Here is an 18,256-nt window from a genome sequence, read left to right on the forward strand (position 1 = left end):
TTTTTAATCTAAACGGACCTCGGGTCCGAATCGTACGGGACGGAGAAACTCATGCCCGCAAACACCTCACCGGCAGATCTGTACCACCACAGCCTGCAACTGCTGCTGGACAAGGACATCCCCGCCTGGGTCGGCCTGTGGGCCGAGGACGGCATCCTGGAGTTCCCCTTCGCCCCCCAGGGGTGGCCCGAGCGGCTGGAAGGCAAGGAGGCCATCGCCGCCTACATGCGCCACTACCCCGACCACATCGACCTGTATGACTTCCCCGACGTGCGGATCCACCGGACCACCGAGCCCGAGACCATCGTGGTCGAGATGCGCGGCGTGGGCCGCATGGTGGAGACCGACGGCCCCTTCGACATGTCCTACATCGCCGTCGTGGCCGTTCAGGACGGGCGTTTCACCTCCTACCGCGACTACTGGAACCCCCTCGCCGTCCAGGAACCCGGCGCCGACTTCACGGGGAGCACCCGATGACCGCCACCGGCACGACGCTGGTCATCGGCGCCACCGGCACCACCGGCAGCCGTACCGCTGCGCAGCTGATCGCTGCCGGCCACCGCGTCAAGGCCGCCAGCCGTCGCGCCGCCCCCGTCCCGGACGCGGAACCGGTCCGCTTCGACTGGTACGACCCCTCCACCTTCGGCGACGCCCTCGTCGCGGTCGACCGCCTCTACCTCGTTCCACCCCTGGGCGACTCGGACCCGGTCGCGGTCATGCTGCCCTTTCTCCAACAGGCCCGCGCCGTCGGCGTACACCGCGCGGTGCTGCTCAGCTCCTCGGCCATCCCCGAGGGAGGCCCAGCGGTGGGTGCGGTGCACCGGGTCCTGCCCGGCCTGTTCGACCAGTGGGCGGTGCTGCGGCCCTCCTGGTTCATGCAGAACTTCACCGGCACGCACGCCCATGCCCTCAGCATCCGTGAAGACGGCATCATCCTGACCGCGGCCGGGAGCGGCCGTGTCGGCTTTGTCGACGCCGACGACATCGCCGCCGTCGCCGTGCGTGCCCTGACCGACGGCCGTGCACCCAATACCGATCTGGTTCTGACGGGACCGGAGGCGCTCAGCTACGACGATATCGCCGCGACCATCACGGAGGTCACCGGCCGGCCAGTGGTCCACCGCCCCCTGACCTATGAACAGCTACGTGACCGCCTCACAGCACTGATGCCGCTGGAGTTCGCCGCGATGCTGGCCGGCATGGACCGTGCCATAGCCGAGGGAGCCGAGGACCGCACCACCGACGCCGTCCAGCGGCTCACCGGCCGCCCGCCGCACAGCTTCCGCGTAGTCGCCGAACGGGAGATGGCACGCAGCAGATGACATTCGACGGCACCACGTTCGGGTGTGAGGCCCTTCAACCTGGGACTCGTACCTGCGGAGCAGCGCAGGTGCCCGGCTCCTGAAACACCGAGCTCCGGACGGGCGCCGGGAAGAGCGATCCGCTCACCGCCGGGAACGTCAACGGCACCGGATCCGGTCCGGTACTCACCGCGCGGAACGACTGACGTGCCGGGCCGCTCCTGCGGCCCGGCTCATTCCTCCCCGCCATCGTCATCGTCGTCCAGCTCGACCGCGTCCGTCCCGCGCGAGGGGCCGCAGCTGCTCAGCCGTTCTCACCGGCGACAACGCGCACACTGGCGTGCGCCCGGCGCAGTTTCTTCAGCGGCTGGTACTCGGGGGAGTCCCAGAAATCGCGGACAGCGGCCTTGTCGGGAAACTCGTGGATGACCAGCGTGGCGGGAGTCCAGTCGCCTTCGAGGACCAGCGGCGTGTCGTCAAGGACGACATTGCGGGCGCCGGCCCTCTCGATGAGCGGGGTGACGGCGTCGACGTACTGCTGGAACCCCTCGGGGTCGGTGACGTCGAGGTCGATGACGACGTAGGCACTCATGCCGTGTCCTTTCGCTTGGTTGGTTCCTGATCGATACCGACCGTATGCCGCGGTACTTGGGCGCCCCTATGCGTAGAACTCCTCAGAACATGCGCGATCGTCCTGCAACTCGTCCGTCCGCTAGGTTGCTTCACATGGATGTCTTCAGCGATGTCGTCGCCACCATGAAGGCCGGCCGCCCGAAGCTGTCCCGCTCCCAGCGCTCGGGCCGGTGGGGCAGCCGGTTCGGGCCATACCCCGGGGCAGGCTTCCATGTGGTGCTGGCAGGAGGATGCTGGCTCATCACTTCCTCCGACGCTCCGGTCCGGCTCGCCACGGGCGATGTCGTCTTCCTTCCGCACGGAGCGATGCACGGCATGAGCGACAGCCCTGACCGCCCTCTGGAGAACCTGCCCCTCGATCGGACGACGGGTCAGTTGTCCGATGTGGTGGGCCACAGCGCGAGCGGTGATGCACACGCCTCCGTTCCAGCGGCCGACACACTCCTGCTGTGCGGCGCGTACCGACTGGAGCGCGGACAGGCACACCCCTTCCTGCGCGCGCTGCCCGAAGTGATCCACCTTCCTGCCAGGCTGGGCAGGAACCCCGCCCTTCGCTCCGCCGTCGACCTGCTCAGCGCCGACGTCACCGAGGGCCGCCCGGGCACGGATGCGGCGCTGCCGGCCCTGCTGGAACTGCTCTTGATCTATCTCCTGCGCGCCTGGCTGGACGACCAGGCCCTCCACCGACCGGACGCCGGCTGGTGTGCAGCGCTCAGCGACCCGGCCGTCGCCGCCGCGCTGAACCACATGCATCGCGATCCGGCGCGCTCCTGGACGGTCCGCGAACTGGCCGGGGAAGTCGGGCTCTCCCGGACGGTGTTCGCCGCACGCTTCACCTCTTATGTCGGCCAGTCACCCATGGCCTACCTCACGTGGTGGCGCCTGAGCACCGCAGCGCGTCTCCTGCGGGACAACGACGCGCCGCTCATCTCCATCGCCCGTCAGGTGGGGTACGGCTCCGAGTTCGCCTTCGCCCATGCTTTCAAGCGTCAATTCGGAAGGCCACCGGGCAGGTTCCGCAAGGACCATGCCGCCCTTGCGGCGACTGACGAGACCGGCACCGAGCCAACTCCGCTTCCATAGACTCCCCGCCTGATCGATGTCACGAGCCGTCGCCCCGCCGGTGACACTCGTGCTCGGGAGTCCGACCAGCGCGGTCCACCAGGTGCCCGTAGGGCCGCGTTCATCAGACGCCTGGGGTGGCCGTTGAACTCGACCGGCCAGAACATCTTCGCCAGGTCCGTGGTCGGACTGAGCCGCGGCAAAAATCAACGCGCGTATGCCTGTGACGTCCGTGCAGAGTTCCTCCTCGCGCACTGGTGCTGTCGTGGGCCGCCGGACACCGAGCTACGGCACCTCGGGCCGTCTTCCGGAGAACGGATGTCGGGGAGAAGTGCGTCCGGGCCGCCGCGCGGCATGAGCCGGCCACCCCCTTCGGGCTCGGGCCGGGCAGGGTGTCCGGACAGCCCGTCCGTGTCGCTGTCCGTGCCGGTCGAGGGCCCGCACCGTACGTCCCGGGGGCGCATGGCCGCCACCGTGCCGTCCTCGGCGTTGCGCGGAACCAGCCGATCACGGGCGAGGCCGGCGTCCCGGCCCGATGGCTGTCCCCGGCTCGGCGCTCGGGCGAGGGAAGGGGGCGGCCGAGCGCCACCGCGTGGGGGTGGTCATTCGCCACGCCAAATGTTGTCGAAAGCCGCCCCCTCGATGGCTCGCCGCTGCCGTACGGCGGCCAGTTCCGTCAACGCGTCATTGACGGTGGCCAGCACGGTCGCCACCGCGTCGTCGACCGCGCCCGGCGAGTCTCCAGTCCGCGTGTCGCGGATCCCGGCGGCCGCCGCAAGGGCGGCGAGGATGGGCTCATCCGATGTCCAGCGGTCTGCCGCCTGGCGGCGAGCGGGCGAGTCGGCCAGCACCGGCTCACCGGTCCGGAAGGGCAGCCAGTGGCGGCGGTGCCGAGTGAGCTGCCCTTCCGCCTCAAGGGCGGCCTGATAGGCCGTGGTCAGCCCGCGGCCTCTGCGCCACAGCCAGTCGCCGACCGACTCGTACGGCGTATCTCGGACAAGCGACGACGCGGATTGTTCCAACAGGCGATCGGCCAATGCCGGCGGGTCACCCGGCACGAGGTGATCGCCGTCCAGTCGGACGGCCTGCGCACTCAGGAGATCGATCAGTTCGGCTGCCGCGAGCGCGAGCGACAGGTCGCCCTGCTCAAGAGGACGACTGGACTCCACGTCCATGGCAACGATCAACAGGTCCCGCGGTGTGGTCATGGCTGGCTCCACGTCAGAAGAATCAGCGCCTTGCGCACCGCCGGCCCTTTCCCGGGCTCGGACTTCGCGGGACGCGGCCAGGCCACCGTAGAAGATTTTACTGACCAGCCCGAATCCGATGCACCCTTCCAGATGGGCGGCATGTGATCACGCTACGACCGGACGGGCCGATCCGCAGGCCGGGCAGGACACGCTCGGGCCACCGCCGACCTGAGCCCACCAGGGGCGCGCCGACGGCAGGAGCGCGCGGACCACCGCACCAGCATATGCGCCCCGCGGGGGACGGGTATGCCTTCAGATGACCTTTGTCACGCAGCGCAGCAGAACGCTTACGCGTGCGGGGTCCGCAGGGCCGGCCCTTCACCAGCAACGTGAGCGGCAAGCTGTGCATGCTCGCGCCGCGCCGGGCCCCGGCGAAGAACCTCGCTCCCACCCTGCCGGTGCGGCAGCCCAGCGAAGCGGTCCGCGACGTTCACCGACACCGGCTCATATCGGCTCAGCGTCACCTGGGACGGCGTCGCATGACTTCCCCGTCAAGTTCTCGTGACCGACGTCGGGTGGCCTCGTCCGGAGAGACGATGAGAGGATGCGAAGTCGAACACGCCCGCAACGATGGCAGCAACTCCTGCGCAGCGGTGGGGCGTCGACGGCGACCGGTGTCGAGCCGGTCTCCGTAAAGGGGAGGGGATTTCGTTGCGTATGCGGCTGGTAGGGGGTGCCGCCGTGGCGGTCGTCGGTGCCATCGCGGCGCGGGCGGCGGCTGCCAGGATCGAGCGTCACCCCGATCCCGTTCCCTATGCGCGGCTCCGCCGTGAGCCCGAGGGCGAGGAGCTGTTCGTGTCCCGCCCCGACGGGACGGTTCTGCGCGCCGTCGTCGCGGGTGAGGGACCACCGGTGGTGCTTGCGCACGGCTACGGCGCCTCGCTCCTGGAGTGGAATCTGGTGCAGGGCGCCTTGGTGGCGGCCGGCCATCGTGTCATCGCCTTCGACCAGCGCGGTCATGGGCGTTCGACGCTCGGCTCGGACGGCACCGGCTCCGGCCCCATGGCTCAGGACTACCTGGCGGTGTTGGAGCACTTCGACGTACGGGGCGGGGTTCTGGTCGGGCATTCCATGGGTGGGTTTCTCGCCATCCGTGCACTGCTCGACCACCCCGACGTCGCCGCGCGCCTGCGCGGTCTGGTGCTGTTCGCGACCTGGGCGGGCCGGATCTACGACGGAGCGCCGCACAACCGGCTGCAGATCCCCCTGCTGAAGACCGGAATACTCCAGCAGTTGGCACGCACCCGCACCGGCGGAATTCTCATGGGATCCGTCCAGTGCGGCAAACGCCCGTCACCAGCGATGATCGCGGTCTTCCTCGACGTGTTCCTCCGTCAGGCCCACAGGCCCCTGCTGCCGGTCCTGCGGAGTTTCGCCCGCGAGGACCGCTACCCGCGGTTGAAGGAGATCACGGTTCCCACCGTTGTCATGGTCGGATCGGCGGACAGGACCACCCCGCGCAGTCACGCCCGGCGCCTGGCCGCGGGGATATCAGGTGCGCGGCTGATCACCGTGCCGGACGCCGGGCACATGCTCAACTGGGAAAGCCCCGACACCCTCGTAGAGGCCGTCATCTCCTTGCACAAGTCCGATTGAGGTGTAACGGCTTGTCCGCCGTCGGCCCGGCGTCGCGATCGTAGACCTTGCGCCGCAGAGTTTCGTGGGGCGCTCGGGTCAACTCCGGTACGGCACCGAGGGAACCGTTCGTTGACCGAGGAGTTCGGCGCCGAAGGCATGGCCGGCACGGCACGGCCCGGGCGAGCAACGGGGCACCGAACCCGGGCAGTTCCCCCTGAGGGAGTCGTACGGACACACGCTCGGCCCGTTCGTCGAACCGGACGACACGCTGACCGGCGCCGCACCGGCCATGGCCGAGCTCGCCTCCCGGCCGTTCATCGCTGGTTCCACATGGCTGAGCCGGAGCGGAACGGCTTGATTGATGATGGCCGATAGCAGGGTGTGTTCCGACCGCCGATGCGGCTTAGGTTGAGGGGTTGGACAGCCAGGTCGGTCGGAGGGGGACGGGTGTACGACTACATCATCGTGGGTGCCGGGTCGGCGGGGTGCGTGCTGGCGGCCCGACTCACCGAGGACGCGGACACACGCGTCCTGCTCATCGAGGCCGGGCCGGTGGACGATGCCCAGGAAATCCACGTTCCGGCCGCGTTCAGCAAGCTCTTCCAGACGAAGTACGACTGGAGTTACCTCACCGACTGCGAACCGGGGCTGGACGGCCGCCGCCGCTACCTGCCCCGGGGCCGGATGCTCGGCGGCTCGTCGTCGATGAACGCGATGATCTACATACGCGGCAACCGACGCGACTACGACGCCTGGGCGGCGGCCGGCGCCGACGGGTGGAGCTGGCAGGATGTCCTGCCCTACTTCCTGCGCGCCGAGGACTTCTCGGGCACCCCGTCACCGTGGCACTCCACCGGCGGACCTCTCACGGTCAGCGAGGGCCGTTCCCGGCATGCGTTGGCGGCCGCCTATGTGGCGGCCGCCCAGGAGGCCGGCCACCCCTACACCACCGACTTCAACGGTCCGGAACAGGACGGCGTCGGCTACTACCACCTCACTCAGCGCGACGGTCTGCGCTGCAGCACGGCTGTCGCCTATCTGCGGCCGGCGCTGTCCCGGCCGAACCTCGAGGTGCTCACCGGCACCCAATGCACCCGCGTCCTGCTCGACGGCGACCGCGCGACGGGCGTCGAGGTCGACCGGAACGGCGAAACGCTGCAACTGCGCGCAGAACGGGAAGTGGTGCTGTCGGCCGGTGCGTACAACTCCCCGCACCTCCTCATGCTCTCGGGCATCGGAACAGCCGGTGAACTGGCGGCCCACGGCGTCACACCCCGTGTCGACCTCCCGGTGGGAGAGAACCTGCAGGACCATCCGCACGTCGGCCTGTGCTATCTGACCGACACCGAGTCGCTGATGACCGCCGAAACCCCGGACAACGTGCGCCTGCTTCAGACAGAGGGTTGCGGCCCGCTCAGCTCGAACGTCGGCGAGGCCGGCGGATTTCACCGCACCCGTGAGGACCTGGACGCCCCCGACATCCAGGTGCACGCCGCCCCGGTGATGTTCCACGAGGAGGGCATCAGCCCCGTCACCGACCATGCCTTCATGTTCGGCGCGGTCCTGCTCGCCCCCACCAGCCGGGGCAAGGTCTCCCTGCGGTCGGCCGTGCCCAGCGCCAAACCGCATATCCTGCACAACTACCTGACCACCGCGGACGATCGGGCCACGATGACCCGGGCGCTCAGGATGCTGCTCGACATCGCCGACCAGCCCAGCCTGCGCAAGCACCGCCGAGCCGATTTCCGCGTCCCCCGCTCCACGGACGACACCGGCCTGCTCGACTTCGCCCGGCGCGAGTTGCAGACGCTCTACCATCCGGCGGGCACCTGCTCCATCGGCCCCGTCGTGGACTCCCGGCTCAGGGTGCACGGCGTGAACGGCCTGCGGGTGGTGGACGCCTCGGTGATGCCCACCGTGGTGCGAGGCAACACCAACGCCCCCACCATCATGATCGCGGAAAAGGCCGCGGACATGATCCGCGGCCTCCCGGCACCGGCCTGACGCTGCGCCGCGGCCTGCCCCTCCAGCTCGACCGCATTGCCCTGCCCGTCGAGCGGCCCCGGCAGGTGGACCTGTCCCCGAACGACGCTGAGCAGGAGCGGTGCCGTGGAGTCGGTTCGGGGGACGCGCGGCGGGCGGTGTTTTCGGGACATGAGCACCTCAGCGCAGGGGCATCAGCCGCGTCAGGGCCGTGTCCACCAGCGCGGTGGCATAGTCGGCCTCCAGCAGGCCGGGGCGGAAGAGGATGCGGTACATCATCGGCGCCACGACGTGGTCCATGACCACGTCGAGGGCGGGTACCGGCTCGTCGCGTTCGCCGGCGCGGGCGAGGATGACGCCGACCTGTTCGGCGGCATAGGCGGAGCACTGCCCGGAATTGCTGCCGTCCGGGTCACCGGCGAGCGCGTCGCGAATGTAGGCACGGCCCGCCGCCGAGGACATCTCCTCCAGGAACTGGACGGCCCAGGCCTCCAGGTCGGCGCGCAGACTTCCCAGGTCGGCGGGGGCCGTTTCCGGGCGGAGCCGCTCCACCGCCACATCGGACAGGAGTTCCTGCATGTCGCCCCACCTGCGGTAGATCGTCGAGGGGGTGACTCCGGCCCTTTTGGCGACGAGCGGAACCGTCAGCGCTCCCCGGCCGAGTTCGCCCTCGAGTTCGCGGACGGCCTGGTGCACCGACTGCTGGACGCGGGCGCTTCGCCCTCCTGGACGGGGCCTGGGCTGTGAGCTCATGCCGAATACCTTAACGCTAAACATTTGCTTCAAGGCGATGAGGCTGCCCCGCCCGCCTGGTGACGGCGGGGCTCCGGTTCTCAGGGCCGCGTGGCCCCGCGGGCCGAAAGGGAGCGTCAGCTTTGGAGGTGGGTGGCGAGGGGAGCGGGGCCGCGGACCTCTTCGTAGGCGTCGGCGACGCGCAGCACGGTGGCTTCGCCGAGGGGGCGGCCGATCAGCTGCATGCCGATCGGCAGGCCTGCGGTATCGAAGCCGGTGGGCAGGGACAGGGCGGGGAGGCCGGTGATGTTGGCGGGGGCGGACAGGCGCACGTAGGCGTCGGAGACGGTTTCCACGGTTCCGTCCGCCCACTGGAAGACCTCCTGGCCGGCCCGGGCCGCGGTGGCCGGGACGGTGGGGGCGGCGATGACGTCGACCTCCTGAAAGAGGCGTTTCCACTCCTCGCGCATGAGAGTGCGGGCGCGCTGGGCCCGCAGATAGTCAGTGGCGGGGACGAGGGCGCCCGCCTCGAGCAGGACTCGCACGTCCGGGCCGTACAGGTCGGGAGTGGTGTGCAGGTGCTGCTCGTGGTAGGCGGTCGCCTCCGGGACCATGAGCCCCCACTGGGTGGCCTGGATGTACTCGGCCATCGGTATCTCCACATCCACCAGGCGGGCGCCGAGGTCGGCCAGGCTTGCCAGGGCCTTGCGCACGGCGGCTTCCACCTGGGGGTCCACGCGGTCGAAGTAGTAGGTGACGGGGACGCCGACGCGCAGGCCGTCCAGGCCCGCTCCGGGGCGGGAGACGTACGCCTCATAGGGGTGGTGGTCGAGGCTGGCGGGGTCGCCGGGGTGGTGCCCGACGAGGGCGTCCAGCACCAGGCCGGCGTCCTGGACGGTCCGCGTGACGGGGCCGACATGATCCAGGGACCAGGACAGCGAGGCGACCCCGTGGCGGGGCACCAGGCCGTACGTGGGCTTGAGCCCGACCACGCCCGTCAGCGCGGAGGGGACCCGGATGGAGCCGCCGGTGTCGGTCCCCACGGAGAAAGTCGCCGCAGCCGCCGCCACCGCGGCGGCCGAGCCGCCACTGGAGCCGCCGGGCACGTGGCCCAGGTGCCAGGGATTACGGGTCTGGGGGGTGGTCAGGCCGTACGCGAACTCATGGGTGTGGACCTTGCCCACCAGGACGGCGCCGGCATCCTTCAGCCGGGCGGCCACCACGCTGTCCCCGGCGGGTACGCGGTGGGAACGGACGGCGGAGCTGGACGTGGTGGCCACGCCCGCAGTGTCGATGAGGTCCTTCAGCGCCATGGGGATGCCGTGCAGCGGACCACGGCGGCGGCCCGCGGCGATCTCCCGCTCGGCCTCGGCGGCCTGGGCGCGTGCCGCTTCCGCGGCCACGGTGACGTAGGCATTGAGGTACGGATCGACCGCGTCGATGCGGTCCAGGACCGAGTCGGTCAGTTCCACCGGCGACAGGCTCCTGTCGGCGATGGCGGCGGACGCCCGGGTGAGGGACAGCTCGTTGGGGATCATCAGGCTCACCGGTCCTGGACGCGGTAAGCGGTGGCCGGTGGGACCTCCGCGAAATCGAGCTCCCGCAGGCGGCTGATGACGGTGAGGATGTGGTGGGCCGTCGCGGCCACCACAGCATGCCGATCGCTGTCCAGCGACAGTCCCGCGCGTAGCGCCGACTCCGCAGCCTCCTCCGGCGACAACTGAGGAACAGACATGGTCACGATCCTTTCCGGGCGGCAGCGCAACCGCGCTCGCTCGTGTCTGCGGGAGGCCGGACGCCACCCAAGAGGCTAAATATTTGCGTTAGCGCCACGGTAGACCACGACAAGCGCTATCGCAAACATTGAGCTTTAAGCGTCCCCGGAGGCAGTTCGCAGGCGCCTAAACGCTCACCTTTTGTGTTAAGCGGCGATCAAGGTTACGGTTAACGCAATATCTGAGCGTTAACGACGTCGGCGGCTCCAGCGCGCGACGGGAACGGTTCGGCGCTCATCCACTCCCCCACCGCACACGCGCCCGCCCCACGGAAAGGGACTCATATGATCTCCCGGAACACCGCCTCATCGCCCCTGCCACAGAACCCGGCTCCGGCCTGGGCCGTGGGGGACATCGTCGTCCGCCGCATCGACGAGGTGGCGCTGCCGCCGCAGACCGGCCCCTGGCTCCTGCCCGGCGCAACACCCGCGGTGGTCGCCGAGTCCCCCTGGCTGCAGCCCGACTTCGCCGACGCCGACCGGGTCCTTCGCCTGGCCAGCCACACCTTCGCCCTGGAGGCGGGCGGGCTGCGGATTCTGGTGGACACGGGCATCGGCAACGGCAAGGACCGCGCCAACCCCGCCTGGCACCAGCTGCGTACCGACTACCTGGACCGCCTGGAGCAGGCCGGCTTCTCCCCCGAGACGATCGACCTCGTCATCCTCACTCACCTGCACACCGACCATGTCGGCTGGAACACCCGTGCCCACGAGGGCACTTGGGTGCCCACCTTTCCCAACGCGCGCTACCTCGCCGACCGCACCGAATGGGCCTACTGGGCGGCCGTGGACATGGAAGAGGCCCGTCGGCAGATGTTCCGCGACTCCATTCACCCGATCAATGCCCACGGCCTGCTCGACCTGGTCGACGTCCCCGGCGACGGCCTGCGGATCGCGCCCGGCATCACCCTCGTTCCCACCCCCGGACACACCCCCGGCCAGGTCGCCGTCCAGCTGAGCAGTCGGGGCAGCACCGCCCTGATCACCGGCGACTGCATCCACCACCCCGTCCAGCTCGCCGAGCCCGCCATCCACAGCCACGTCGACATCGACCCCGCCCAGGCCGAGGCGACCCGCCGCGGCCTGCTCGCCGCCCTCGCCGACACCGACACCCTCCTGCTCGGCAGCCACTTCCCTCCGCCCACCGCGGGCTTCGTACGCAGCCACCGCACCACCTTCCGCCTCGACCCCGTCCCTGCCCGGCTCGCATAGCTGCCGGCACCCCCGGAGGCCTGCCGGTCCCCCGCTGCCACCAGTACTCGGCCGATGTGCCGAGCCCGGAAGTGGATCATCAGCATGACCGAGTTCTCCAGGCGTTCTCCAGGCCGAGGAGAACGCGTCCGCAGTCCTCCGCGGTGATGACGGGGCTGAACTGTGGGTGCCGCGTTTTCCGACCACAATGTCGGCCGGAAACGCTGAAGCGGGTTGCCTGGGGCGAATCCGCATGCGCCATGCAGGTCAAGGAGCTTCGTCACACGTGGCCGTCGAGAAGCGGCAGAGGCCCTTGTCGATCGTGATCACGGCCGGGCAGTGACTCCAGCAGTTGAAGCCCCGCCTGGGTGCATCCGGGTTCCGCGGCGGGCCGAGCCGGCGTTCACGCTCCGACGGGGCTCAGCGGCATGGAGCTGCTGTTCGTATGCGAGGGGTCCTGCCGCTTCGGCGCGGGGCAGTTGCAGGACACCGGCCGCGGTGCGTCATGTCGGTGTCAGTCCTCAGGCCACCTCGGCAGGTGCCGTCGCAGCCTGCATCGCCACTCCGTCGACGTAGGAGTGCTTCTCCTTCACGGCCCCGTTCTCGACCAGGACGAAGTCCGCCAAGTCGACGTCGACCGCTGCGCCGGTCGCGGACGTCCCGGTCAGCTTCCACTGGACGACCCAGAAGTCCTCCCCGACGCGCAGGGAGACCAGTTCGAAGGTCAGGTCGGGGACAAGCGCGAACGTCCCTGCTGCCGCCTCGCGGACGGCCGCTCGTCCCTGCGTGGGGCCCTGGCCCGAGTGCAGATGGAACACGGAGTCGACTGTGTGGAGTTCGGCGATGCGATCAGGGTCGCGGGCCTCCCAGCAAGCGTGGTAGCGCTCGAACAGGTCGCGCGTGTCAGCGGACATCCTCTGTCTCTCCTCCATGGACGGGCAGGCAGTCCGTATGCAATCTCCCGATCACTCCTCCGTCAAGAGGTTCCATGACGTGGAGCCAGTCAGAACGAGTCGTCAACTACTCGGCCGTGAACGACCGAGCTTGTTGACTGCGAGACCCTGGCCTTGGCGACGAACGTCCCCTTTCCGTGGAGCGCCCGCCGGTCATACGCCCCGGCCCGTCTCCTCGGTGAACCACCGAATCAGGTCGGCGCGCGATGTCATACCCAGTCTCGCGAAGATGCGGCGCAGGTGGTAGTCGATGGTGCGCGGGCTCAGGCAGAGCCGGGCGGCCACCTGCTTGTTGGTGGCACCTGCTGCCACCAGGGAGACGATCTGATGTTGACGTGCGGTCAGCGTCTGTGCGATATCGCTCAGTGCAGGGACGTCCCCGTAAGCGGCGCCCCGGTCGTCGCCGCCGGCGCGCAGTTCGGCCCGGGCCCGGTCCAGCCACAGCGGTGCCCGGTGCCGGCGGAAGACCTCTGCCGCCTCCCGTAGCTGGACACGGGCGTCCGCACGCCGGCGCTCCCGGTTGAGGTACTCCCCGTAGAGCAGGGCTGTACGGGCGCGCTCGAGTTCACGGTCAGCGGTGGGGTGCAGGCGCAGCGCCTGGCGGAAGTGGGCTTCGGCGTCGTCGGCTTCCAGGAGCGCACGGCAGCGGGCCGCCAGGGCGACCGGCCATCCCCGGCCGATCGCCTCGGCCCAGCGGGTGAAGTGTGCCGCGGCCCGTTCCGCCCGGGGCCCCTCGCCCGCCCTGACGGCCGCCTCCACGTAGGTGGGAACGGCCTCGAGCGCGATTCCCGGGTGTCCCAGCCGTCTCCGGGCGAGCCGATGCAGCTTGGCGGCGGCCTCGGCCCATCTTCCGGAGGCGAGGTCGAGCTGGGCCAGGCCCCACAGGCCCAGAGCGGAGGCGAGACCGGTGCCGTGCGCCGCTGCTTCGTCGATGACACGGTCGGCGTACTGCTCGCAGGCCTCGGCGTCCCCGGCGAGACCTGCCGCGAGCATGAGCATGCCCATCAGGTTGCGGGCACAGGTCAGTTGGCCGCACTCGCGGGCGAGCCGCAACGCTTCAGTGGCGGTGAGCGTCGCGCTGGCCGGTCCGCTCAGCCAGCATTCCGCGTACGCGAGGTACTGCATGGCGTGCGCCATCGTGGGAGCGTCACCCGCCGCGCGCGCCAGTGTCACCGCGCGCGACGCCAGCGCACGGGCGCGGTTGTCGTCGGCGGCGTACAGCGCGCCGTGGGCGGCCCAGGCCAACAGCGGCGGATCGCTCACGCGCGTGGCTGCGTCAAGTCGCCCGCGCAGGCGGGTCACCGCGGAGGGCAGCCGTCCCTGGTAGGAGTCGGCGACCCCGAGGAGAAGATCGGCGGCGAACCGCACGTCGCCCTGGTCCGGATCCGGTGCGCCGTCGAGCAGCGCGACCGCACGCCGGCCGGCCTGCACCGGCAAGGTGGCATCCCCCGCGTACAGGCCCGCCTCCCCCGCAGCGAGCAGTGCCTTGACCGCGAGTGCGGGGTTGTCCGCGGCGAGAACGTCGGCGGCGGCCATGAGCGTCTCGCAGGCATCGTTCGCCGCGGAATGGTCCAGGCCGATCACACCCCGCAGGTATGCCATGTGGCCGCGCAGGGACGGCTGTTCCGCATCGACCAGAGTGGCGGCGCACTCCAGATGCCTGGCGGCGCGCCGCAGCCGTCCGGCCTGTCTGGCGCAGTCGGCGGCGGTGACCAGGCGACGGCCCCGACGCTCGTCCTCGCGGGTCAGCTGGGCCGAGCGTTCCATCAGCGCCGCGGCGTGGGCCTGCTCGCCGTGCCGCCGAGCCTCGGTGGCCTGACGTTCCAGCTCGTCGGCCAATCCGACGTCCGTTCCCGGCAACAGGGCCGCCTCATGCCAGCAGCGGCGATCGTCGCCGATGTCGGCGAACGCGCCGGCCAGCAGCTCGTGCGCCCAGTGCCGGTCCGCCAGGCTCACGCCGTGATAGATCGCCCGGCCCAGATCGGCATGAGACAGGAGCACAGCCGTCGCCGAGACCGTGACCAGGCCCGCATCCTGGGCCGGTTTCAGGGCCGCGGGGTCGATTTCCGCCCGCCCGGCCATGCGCAGCAGGGCCAAGGGGTCCAGGCGCGGTTCGGCGGCCAGCAGCAACAGCAGCCGTCGGCAGTCGCGGGGAAGCCGTCGGAACCGCGTGAGCCGGATATGCGCGAGCCCGGGCACAAGCGGTATTGGTTCAGGCAGTTGGGAGGGCTGACTCAGCTGCGCCGGGGTCAGTGTCCGTAGCAGTTCCAGTAGCACCAGCGGGTTGCCCGCGGCTGTGTGGAGGAGCACTTCGCGTACGGCAGGTGCCACGGGCGAGGGCTGGTACTCCGCGATCAGCCGCAGGCAATCGGTGTCGCTCATGCCTGCCAGGTGCAGTACCGGCACCCCTGGCATGAACGCGGTCGCCTCGCCGTCCGTCGCGGCCAGGACCACTACCCGCTCGGTGCTGACCCGCCGGGCCACGAACCCGAGGGCGCACCGGGACGGGGTGTCGACCCACTGCAGGTCATCGACGCTGATCAGCACGGGACGTCTGCCGCCCACCCTCGCCAGCAGCCTCAGCACCGCGTCCGCGACCTGTAATTGCTGCCGGGGCGGGGGGACGCCCCCGAGCAGCAACGGCTCCAAAGCTTCCCAGGAGGGCGGCGGGAGCCGGCGGAGGCCGGGAGCCAGTTGCCGGACCAGCCGCTGCAGGGAGCCGTAGGGCAGGGACTCCTCCGCCCCCACGCCATCGGCGCAGATGTGGTGGAAGCCGTGCGCCAGGCGTGAAGCGTGGTGCATCAGCGCCGTCTTGCCGATCCCCGGGTGTCCGGTCAGCAGCAGGGAGCCGCCGCGTCCACCGCGGCAGGCCTCGATGAGACGGGCAAGCCGACGGGATTCCGTCTGCCTGCCGATGAGGGACTGCTCACTGCCGTGTGTCACGAAGCGCGCCTTCCAACTCGCCGCCCCCGGAAGAATAATGATTATTCTTCGACGGGTGCGCAACCGGTCGGGCGTGTGTCATCTCCATTTGCGGGCCGGCGGCCACGTGGGCCCGCTCTGATCCGATCTGATCCGACCCGGCTACGCTGGGGCCGTGGCAGAGCCCGATTCCCTCTCACGGCAGTCCAGCGCCCTGATCCGCGACCGGCTGATCGAAGCGGCGGTTCAGGAATTCGGTGAGCGGGGCTACGACCGCGCGCGGGTGCACGACATCGCGCGCCGGGCCGGGCTCTCGACCGGGGCCATCTACGGTAACTTCCGCAACAAGGCCGAGTTGCTCGCCGAGGCGGTCGACTACGGCCTGGCAGCCGCGTCCCGCAAGCTCGGTGAGGAACTCAACCGCGGTGCTGCCGCGGCCGATGTGCTCGAAATGATCACAGCGCACCTCTCCGATCCCCGTCGGCGTATGTGGGCGCCCCTGATGAGCGAAGCACTCGCCGCCGGCCGGCGGGACGGCGCGGTCGCCGGAAGAGTCCATGCCGCCCTGCACAGGGCGGAGAGCCACCTCACGGATCTGGTCGCCGTCGCCCAGCGGGAGGGCTCACTCACCGCCGAGATCGACGCCGCGGCCCTGGCCCGGCTGGTCCTGTGTGTGTCCATAGGCGGTGACGTTCTCGCCGCCTTGAAGGTGAAGAGCCCGGACCCACAGGCATGGACATCCTCGATGCACCGCCTGTTCGCAGGACTGACCACCCCGGGGCCCGGACCTACCGGCTGATCCGGCCGCCCCGGCCACTGCGTTCAGAACCGCATCCTCCAGGCGTGCGGGTGACCTGACGCGGCAGCCGCGCCCGAGGCCGCAGCGGCCTCCGATCAGGTCGGCGATGAGCTCCACGGGCGGGCACCGCCCACCAATCGGTGAAGTCGCCGGTGTCGAGCCGGTCAAGCCGACATACGCCCCAGGGAACCCTGCAGGTCAACAACGAAACAGCGCGTTCTCCGTCTCGCTCCCCTTTCAACACCCGTTGACATGAAAAACGGCACACGCCACTCTGTGGGAACTCACTCAGGCCACGTCAGTGAACGGACACGCAATCGGCACAGGCCTATCGGCCGCACCGCCGATATGGACAACCTGCACCTGCGCGGAATGCGGCGACCGGAGAACCAGAAAACACGGCGGACGCCGTCCAGCCATGAGACTCCGGAATGCCCACCGGATTCCGCATTCCGTTGGATGAAGTCCGGGTCCGCCGGGCTGCGCCGGAACGATCCGCACTGCCCGGGCCTGACATTCTTTCCCCGAGGAGGAAAACGTGTCTCTGCGAAGGATTCCGTTCCTCACGATCGCCATCGCCACGGCGTTATCGGTCGGCGCACTACCGGCCGCAGGCGCTGTCACCCGGGCTTCCGTACCTGGTCAGGAGGGAGAACCTGCCAAGCGACAGGCCGCTCAGCAGGTGGCACCCGCCACCGGGACCACGACCGTACGGTACGGGCCGTACACCATCCCCGCCGCCACACAGAACGACCACGGGACGACCCACAACCGCATCAAGTTCAACATCCAGAAGCCGTGCGACAACTGCTTCATCACGGGCTTCAAGCCCAATCTCGTCTACGCGGACGGTTCGAACGCAAACGTCAACACGGGCCCGATGCTGCACCACGTGGTACTGGGTACCCACCGGCGATCCGACGTCGTATGCAAAGGCCCTCAGCGCATCTTCGCCTCCGGCAACGAGCGGGTCAAAAGCGTTCTACCGTCCGGGTACGGCTTCAAAGTCGGCAAAGAGCGCTGGAACATGATCTACGACCTCATGAACCATGCGCACCAGGAAAAGACGGTCTACATTTCCATCACCTTCACCCATGAAGCCGCCGACGGGTCCCGGCTCAAGCCGGTCACGCCGATCTGGATGGACGCCGGAGGCTGCCTCGGCAGCGTCTACGACGCTCCGGAGGGCACCAGCGAAAAGACCCGGCGGTGGCGTTCCACCGTCTCCGGCGACCTGGTGCACATGCGCGGACACCTCCACCACGCCGGCCGCTCCGTGCGGACGAAGAACCTCACGACCGGCGAGACGCTGTGCAGCATTCAGGCGGAGGAGGGCGGCAGCCCGGAGTTCATCGATCCCCACGGACACACCGAGATCTCGGACATGCCGCCCTGCAGCGGCGAGCCGCTGGGCACGATCAACCGGGGCGATGTCCTGGAGATCACCAGCAGGTATGAGATCAACGGCCACTCGCACGACAACGTGATGGGCATCATGGTCGGCTGGGTTGCCGAGCACTGATCCCAGCGGACCGAGCCGTGGGGCGGGATGGCCGCCCGCCCCACCGACCCCATCCCCACGAGGTGAACTCATGAATCCCGACCGGTTCCACGGGCCGGTGCTCTCACTGTTCCGTATGGTGACGGGCTCCCTGTTCCTGTTCCACGGAATGTCCTCGATGTTCGGCCTGTTCGGCGGCGCCCGCGGTACGGGGCACGCCGTCGAGTTCGGCACCTGGCCGAGCTGGTGGGCCGCGCTCATCCAGGTGACCTGCGGCGGACTGGTCCTCGTAGGGCTGTTCACCCGCACCAGCGCCACGATCGCATCCGGGTCCATGGCCTACGCCTACTTCGTGGTCCATCAACCCGTCGCCCTGCTGCCGCTGAACAACGGCGGCGAGCCGTCAGCGATGTACTGCTGGGCGTTCCTGCTCATCGCCGTACTGGGGCCGGGCAGTCTCGCCCTCGATGCGGCGATCCGCCGCTCCCGCGGCCACCACGGCCGAGCCCACACCGCTGTCAGGTCCGGGGCGAACTCCGCCGGCTGACCGCGGCAGCGGAACCGCGACCGTCGGACC

15 protein-coding genes and 1 pseudogene are annotated in these 18,256 nt (G+C 69.7%); 9 read left to right on the forward strand and 7 right to left on the reverse strand.

Features of this window, described 5'->3' with window-relative positions; all coding sequences use genetic code 11:
• Window positions 1–51 precede the first annotated feature (51 nt).
• Both ACTWQE_RS01830 and ACTWQE_RS01835 read left to right on the forward strand, forming a co-directional pair.
• Window positions 52–477 carry a nuclear transport factor 2 family protein gene (locus ACTWQE_RS01830; protein WP_443326976.1) on the forward strand — a complete coding sequence of 142 codons (426 nt, stop codon included), beginning with the start codon at window positions 52–54 and terminating at the stop codon, window positions 475–477.
• Complete coding sequence (locus ACTWQE_RS01835) at window positions 474–1,322, forward strand: NmrA family NAD(P)-binding protein (protein ID WP_443326977.1); 849 nt, start codon at window positions 474–476, stop codon at window positions 1,320–1,322. The genes ACTWQE_RS01830 and ACTWQE_RS01835 overlap by 4 nt, the downstream gene beginning before the upstream one ends.
• Before the next feature lie 283 nt (window positions 1,323–1,605).
• On the opposite strand, the gene ACTWQE_RS01840 is transcribed toward ACTWQE_RS01835, so the two are convergent.
• Window positions 1,606–1,893 (reverse strand): DUF1330 domain-containing protein, encoded by a 288-nt coding sequence (locus tag ACTWQE_RS01840; RefSeq protein ID WP_443326978.1) that lies wholly within the window; start codon window positions 1,891–1,893, stop codon window positions 1,606–1,608.
• 134 nt (window positions 1,894–2,027) lie between these two features.
• On the opposite strand from ACTWQE_RS01840, the gene ACTWQE_RS01845 reads away from it, so the two are divergent.
• A complete protein-coding gene (locus tag ACTWQE_RS01845; protein ID WP_443326979.1) occupies window positions 2,028–3,017 on the forward strand; it encodes an AraC family transcriptional regulator in 990 nt (329 codons plus the stop codon).
• A 581-nt stretch (window positions 3,018–3,598) separates the two neighbouring features.
• On the opposite strand, the pseudogene ACTWQE_RS01850 reads toward ACTWQE_RS01845, so the two are convergent.
• Window positions 3,599–4,189 (reverse strand): annotated as a pseudogene (locus ACTWQE_RS01850) (GPP34 family phosphoprotein); the annotation flags it as partial.
• A 714-nt stretch (window positions 4,190–4,903) separates the two neighbouring features.
• On the opposite strand from ACTWQE_RS01850, the gene ACTWQE_RS01855 reads away from it, so the two are divergent.
• A complete protein-coding gene (locus ACTWQE_RS01855; protein WP_443326980.1) occupies window positions 4,904–5,842 on the forward strand; it encodes an alpha/beta fold hydrolase in 939 nt (312 codons plus the stop codon).
• A gap of 429 nt (window positions 5,843–6,271) precedes the next feature.
• Window positions 6,272–7,828, forward strand: a complete 1,557-nt coding sequence (locus tag ACTWQE_RS01860) for a GMC family oxidoreductase (RefSeq protein WP_443326981.1) — start codon at window positions 6,272–6,274, stop codon at window positions 7,826–7,828.
• A gap of 159 nt (window positions 7,829–7,987) precedes the next feature.
• Here ACTWQE_RS01860 and ACTWQE_RS01865 read toward each other — a convergent pair whose 3' ends face one another.
• The 3 genes from ACTWQE_RS01865 to ACTWQE_RS01875 all read right to left on the reverse strand — a co-directional run bounded on the left by ACTWQE_RS01865 (window position 7,988) and on the right by ACTWQE_RS01875 (window position 10,274).
• Window positions 7,988–8,560 (reverse strand): TetR/AcrR family transcriptional regulator, encoded by a 573-nt coding sequence (locus ACTWQE_RS01865; protein ID WP_443326982.1) that lies wholly within the window; start codon window positions 8,558–8,560, stop codon window positions 7,988–7,990.
• A gap of 116 nt (window positions 8,561–8,676) precedes the next feature.
• Window positions 8,677–10,077, reverse strand: a complete 1,401-nt coding sequence (locus ACTWQE_RS01870) for an amidase (RefSeq protein ID WP_443326983.1) — start codon at window positions 10,075–10,077, stop codon at window positions 8,677–8,679.
• A 5-nt stretch (window positions 10,078–10,082) separates the two neighbouring features.
• Window positions 10,083–10,274 carry a hypothetical protein gene (locus ACTWQE_RS01875; RefSeq protein WP_443326984.1) on the reverse strand — a complete coding sequence of 64 codons (192 nt, stop codon included), beginning with the start codon at window positions 10,272–10,274 and terminating at the stop codon, window positions 10,083–10,085.
• 324 nt (window positions 10,275–10,598) lie between these two features.
• Here ACTWQE_RS01875 and ACTWQE_RS01880 point away from each other — a divergent pair, with 324 nt between their 5' ends.
• On the forward strand, window positions 10,599–11,525 hold the full coding sequence (locus tag ACTWQE_RS01880) for an MBL fold metallo-hydrolase (protein ID WP_443326985.1): 927 nt from the start codon (window positions 10,599–10,601) through the stop codon (window positions 11,523–11,525).
• A gap of 500 nt (window positions 11,526–12,025) precedes the next feature.
• On the opposite strand, the gene ACTWQE_RS01885 is transcribed toward ACTWQE_RS01880, so the two are convergent.
• Entirely contained in the window at window positions 12,026–12,418 is a 393-nt protein-coding gene (locus ACTWQE_RS01885; RefSeq protein WP_443326986.1) for a nuclear transport factor 2 family protein, read from the reverse strand.
• Window positions 12,419–12,610: 192 nt separating this feature from the next.
• A complete protein-coding gene (locus tag ACTWQE_RS01890; RefSeq protein ID WP_443326987.1) occupies window positions 12,611–15,400 on the reverse strand; it encodes an AAA family ATPase in 2,790 nt (929 codons plus the stop codon).
• A gap of 154 nt (window positions 15,401–15,554) precedes the next feature.
• Here ACTWQE_RS01890 and ACTWQE_RS01895 point away from each other — a divergent pair, with 154 nt between their 5' ends.
• The 3 genes from ACTWQE_RS01895 to ACTWQE_RS01905 all read left to right on the forward strand — a co-directional run bounded on the left by ACTWQE_RS01895 (window position 15,555) and on the right by ACTWQE_RS01905 (window position 18,226).
• Entirely contained in the window at window positions 15,555–16,178 is a 624-nt protein-coding gene (locus ACTWQE_RS01895; RefSeq protein ID WP_443326988.1) for a TetR/AcrR family transcriptional regulator, read from the forward strand.
• 538 nt (window positions 16,179–16,716) lie between these two features.
• Window positions 16,717–17,700, forward strand: a complete 984-nt coding sequence (locus ACTWQE_RS01900; RefSeq protein WP_443326989.1) for a hypothetical protein — start codon at window positions 16,717–16,719, stop codon at window positions 17,698–17,700.
• Window positions 17,701–17,770: 70 nt separating this feature from the next.
• A complete protein-coding gene (locus ACTWQE_RS01905; protein WP_443326990.1) occupies window positions 17,771–18,226 on the forward strand; it encodes a DoxX family protein in 456 nt (151 codons plus the stop codon).
• Window positions 18,227–18,256: the final 30 nt, after the last annotated feature.

Origin of the sequence: Streptomyces sp. 8N706, assembly GCF_052245415.1 — a bacterium.
Lineage (GTDB): Bacteria > Actinomycetota > Actinomycetes > Streptomycetales > Streptomycetaceae > Streptomyces.

Excerpts from the sequence above, each read along its gene's own strand:
- ACTWQE_RS01830 (WP_443326976.1), top strand. The coding sequence starts at position 52 with ATGCCCGCAAACACCTCACCGGCAGATCTGTACCACCACAGCCTGCAA.
- ACTWQE_RS01835 (WP_443326977.1), top strand. The coding sequence starts at position 474 with ATGACCGCCACCGGCACGACGCTGGTCATCGGCGCCACCGGCACCACC.
- ACTWQE_RS01840 (WP_443326978.1), bottom strand. The coding sequence starts at position 1,893 with ATGAGTGCCTACGTCGTCATCGACCTCGACGTCACCGACCCCGAGGGG.
- ACTWQE_RS01845 (WP_443326979.1), top strand. The coding sequence starts at position 2,028 with ATGGATGTCTTCAGCGATGTCGTCGCCACCATGAAGGCCGGCCGCCCG.
- ACTWQE_RS01855 (WP_443326980.1), top strand. The coding sequence starts at position 4,904 with ATGCGGCTGGTAGGGGGTGCCGCCGTGGCGGTCGTCGGTGCCATCGCG.
- ACTWQE_RS01865 (WP_443326982.1), bottom strand. The coding sequence starts at position 8,560 with ATGAGCTCACAGCCCAGGCCCCGTCCAGGAGGGCGAAGCGCCCGCGTC.
- ACTWQE_RS01870 (WP_443326983.1), bottom strand. The coding sequence starts at position 10,077 with ATGATCCCCAACGAGCTGTCCCTCACCCGGGCGTCCGCCGCCATCGCC.
- ACTWQE_RS01875 (WP_443326984.1), bottom strand. The coding sequence starts at position 10,274 with ATGTCTGTTCCTCAGTTGTCGCCGGAGGAGGCTGCGGAGTCGGCGCTA.
- ACTWQE_RS01880 (WP_443326985.1), top strand. The coding sequence starts at position 10,599 with ATGATCTCCCGGAACACCGCCTCATCGCCCCTGCCACAGAACCCGGCT.
- ACTWQE_RS01885 (WP_443326986.1), bottom strand. The coding sequence starts at position 12,418 with ATGTCCGCTGACACGCGCGACCTGTTCGAGCGCTACCACGCTTGCTGG.
- ACTWQE_RS01905 (WP_443326990.1), top strand. The coding sequence starts at position 17,771 with ATGAATCCCGACCGGTTCCACGGGCCGGTGCTCTCACTGTTCCGTATG.